Origin of the sequence: Cellulomonas jepli, from assembly GCF_047229345.1 — a bacterium.
In the GTDB taxonomy this organism is placed as follows: domain Bacteria; phylum Actinomycetota; class Actinomycetes; order Actinomycetales; family Cellulomonadaceae; genus Cellulomonas_A.
In genome coordinates this window covers 1-3,482 of record NZ_JBFTER010000183.1, presented here as the reverse complement: position 1 = coordinate 3,482, position 3,482 = coordinate 1, and the positions used below count along the sequence as shown (strand labels likewise).

At 75.8% G+C, this 3,482-nt stretch carries 3 protein-coding genes; 1 reads left to right on the top strand and 2 read right to left on the bottom strand.

The genetic code is table 11. The annotated features are described in order from the left end of the window. Nucleotides 1-281 precede the first annotated feature (281 nt). Nucleotides 282-1,169, bottom strand: a complete 888-nt coding sequence (locus tag AB6N24_RS22855) for a phytoene/squalene synthase family protein (RefSeq protein ID WP_412871653.1) — start codon at nucleotides 1,167-1,169, stop codon at nucleotides 282-284. Then, entirely contained in the window at nucleotides 1,169-2,374 is a 1,206-nt protein-coding gene (locus AB6N24_RS22850; protein ID WP_412871652.1) for a polyprenyl synthetase family protein, read from the bottom strand. Before AB6N24_RS22850 ends, AB6N24_RS22855 begins: the two co-directional genes overlap by 1 nt. Nucleotides 2,375-2,487: 113 nt before the next feature. Between AB6N24_RS22850 and galE the strand changes: the two genes are divergently transcribed. Further along, complete coding sequence (galE, locus tag AB6N24_RS22845; RefSeq protein WP_412871651.1) at nucleotides 2,488-3,447, top strand: UDP-glucose 4-epimerase GalE; 960 nt, start codon at nucleotides 2,488-2,490, stop codon at nucleotides 3,445-3,447. Nucleotides 3,448-3,482: the final 35 nt, after the last annotated feature.

Genomic DNA, 3,482 nt, shown 5'->3' with positions numbered 1-3,482 from the left:
GCGACGAGCAGGTGCGGGTTGAGCAGGACCCACACCGTCACGGTGCTCGCCGCGACGAGCACGAGCCCCGCGACCCCCGCGTCCCCGTGCCGGCCGCCGTCGCGTGGGCCGGCGGCACCGGGGAGCCGCCCGTCGCGGACACCCGGGTCACCCCCGGACCGGTCACGCCCGCACCCGTCCCGCTCACGCCTGGACCGCCCACCACCGCACCGCTCACGCCTGCACCGTCCCGCTCCGCTCGTCGGCCTGCTCGTCCGTGCACCCGCGCCCCGCGCGCTCCGTCATGCGGTCCCGCGGAGCTCGGTCGCGACCGCGTGCGCGACGACCGCGAGCTTGCGCGGGGTCGTGACCCGCACGCGGCGCTCGAGCACCTCCGCCGGCGGGGTGTGCGCGAGCTGGTCGAGGAGCCGCTCGTAGAGCCCGAGGGTCGCGGCGACCGCGCACCGCGCGCGCCGCGGGAGGCCCGGCAGCGACTCGCGCGCCCGGCGCACGTCGGCGCCGATCTCGGCGAGGATCGTGTCGAGCTGTGCCTGCGTCAGCCGGCCCGGCTCGACGCCCGGGAAGTAGCTGCGGCCGAGTCCCGCCGAGTCGTCGCCCAGGTCGCGCAGGAAGTTGATCTTCTGGAACGCGGCGCCGAGCGCCTGCGCCCCCGCCTCCGTGTCGGCGTCGGCCCGGCGCACCGGGTCCCCGGGGAGACGCTCCGCGTTGAGGAAGACCGCCAGGCACATCAGCCCGACGACCTCCGCGGAGCCGTGCACGTAGCGCTCGTAGCTCGCCCGGTCGTGCACGTGCACGCTCAGGTCCGTGCGCATCGACCCGAAGAACGGGTCCAGCTCGCGCGCGCCGATGCCGGTGCGCCGCGCCGTCCGCGCGAACGCGTGCACCACGAGGTTCGTCGAGTACCCGGTCACCAGGGCCCGCGCGGTCTGCGCCTCGAGCTCGTCGAGCAGCTCGCCCGCGTCCGGGCCGCGGTGCGTGTCGACGATCTCGTCGGCGATCCGCACGAGCGCGTAGACCGCCTCGATGTCCCGCCGGGCACGCTCGCCGAGCAGCCGCGCGCCGAGCCCGAAGGACGTGGAGTACCCCGCGAGCACCGCCCGGCTGGCCCGCTGCGCGGTCGCGTCGTACAGGCGGTGGGCGCGCTCGTCGGCGGTGGGTGCTGCGTGCATCACTTCCCCCGCTCGGCCAGCTCGTCGACGATGCCCCCAAGGTAACCGGCGAGCACCGGCGGCAGGTGCCGGGTGGCGGTCTCCCGCGCGGACCGTGCTGCCCCGGACGCGAGCGCGAGCACGTGGTCGCGTGCACCGCAGCCGACCATGACGTCGCGCACGTGCGCCGCGCCCGCGTCGTCGAGCTCCGGGTCGCCGACGTGGCGGTCGAGGACCGCGCGTCCCGCGTCGTCCGCGAGCAGGTACGCGTACCGCAGCAGCTCGGTGCGGGTGCCGGCGCGCAGGTCGGAGTGCACCGACTTGCCCGTCACGGCGGGGTCGCCGAACACCCCGAGGTCGTCGTCCGCGAGCTGGAACGCGATGCCGAGCGCGGTGCCGACCCGGTCGAGCGTCGCGTGCGTCGTGGCGGGGGCGTGCGCGAGCAGCGCACCGGCCTGGAGCGGGGCGCAGCACGTGTAGGCGGCGGTCTTGAGCTCCGCGACGAGCAGCGGGTCGACGTCCGACGGCGCGAGCAGCTCGCCGCCGACGTCGAGCAGCTCGCCCGCGACCGTCGTGGCGAGCGTCGTGGCGAGCAGCCGCATGACCTGGACGCGCACCTCGGCACCCACGGGGGCGGTCGCGACGAGGTCGAAGGCGCCCGAGAGCGCGAGGTCGCCGCCCAGGAGCGCGGACCCGAGCACCTGGTGGTCGGCGGCGCGCCCGACGACACCGCGCTCGTGCAGGCGCGCGCGGTACGTGCCGGCGACGTTCGGGACGCCGCGGCGGACCTCGTCGCCGTCGAGCACGTCGTCGTGCACGAGCATCGCGGTGTGCAGCAGCTCCTGGGCGGCGGCGACCGGTGCGACGGCGTCGAGGTCGGTCCCGCCGAGACCGAGGTACGCGGCGACGGTCAGCCGGGGGCGCAGCAGCTTGCCGCCGACCTGCGAGGCGACGGTCTCCCAGAGCACGAGGTACTCGTGCGCGACGTGCCCGGCCTGGTCGCGGCGGTCCGTGAGGTAGCGGCGCAGCGCCTCGCGGGTCGCGTCGAGCCCGGCGTCGACCTGCGCGCGCAGCGCGGCGTCGTCGGCGGGCGCCGTGACGACCCGCAGGTGCGGCTGCGTGCGGTCGTCGTCGTGCCCCGGGCTCGTGGGGGGCGCCGCCGGCGGGTGCACGTCACGGAACGACTCGCGCGCGTGCACGTGCGAGTCGATGCCGGTCTCGCCCACGCGAGCCCCCTCTCTCGGGAAGATGCTCAGCGTACTGAGCATCTTGGTGCCCGCCACCCGGGCGGGGCGACGTGGGTACGCGCGCTCCCCGGCCGGTCGGTAGGGTCGGGAGCATGACCTGGCTCGTGACCGGCGGCGCCGGCTACATCGGTTCGCACGTCGTCCGCGCCTTCCGGGAGGCGGGCCTCGCGGCCGTCGTCCTGGACGACCTGTCGAGCGGCCACGCGGAGTTCGTGCCCGACGACGTGCCCCTCGTGCTCGGCTCGATCCTCGACACCGACCTCGTGGCCGACGCCCTCGCGGTGCACGGCGTCGTCGGCGTCGTCCACCTCGCGGGCTTCAAGTACGCGGGCATCTCCGTCGACCGGCCGCTGCACACGTACGCGCAGAACGTCACCGGCACAGCCCACCTCCTGACCGCGATGGCGTCGCAGGGCGTCGAGAAGATCGTCTTCTCCTCGAGCGCCGCCGTCTACGGGACGCCGGACACCGACCTCGTCACGGAGGCGACGCCGACGTCCCCCGAGTCGCCCTACGGCGAGTCGAAGCTCATCGGCGAGTGGCTGCTGCGCGACCAGGGCCGCGCGACCGGCCTGCGGCACACGTCGCTGCGCTACTTCAACGTCGTCGGCTCCGCGACCCCCGACCTCTACGACACGAGCCCGCACAACCTCTTCCCGCTCGTGCTCGACGCGCTCGTCGCCGGCCGGACCCCCCGCATCAACGGGACGGACTACCCGACGCCCGACGGCACCTGCGTGCGCGACTACATCCACGTCGCCGACCTCGCGACGTCGCACGTCGCCGCCGCGCAGGCGCTCGCGGACGGCCGCGAGCTCGAGCGCGTCTACAACCTCGGCAGCGGCGACGGGGTCTCGGTCGCCGAGATCATGACCGCGATGGCCCAGGTCACCGGCATCGCGTTCGAGCCCGAGCGCGCGCCGCGCCGCCCCGGCGACCCGGCGCGCATCGTCGCCTCGGGCGAGCTCGCCGCGCGGGACCTCGACTGGGAGATGCGCCACTCGCTGACCGACATGGTCGCGAGCGCGTGGGAGGCCCGCCAGGCGCACTGACGCGGCCGGCTGCCGCACGCCGCGGCCGGTCGGGC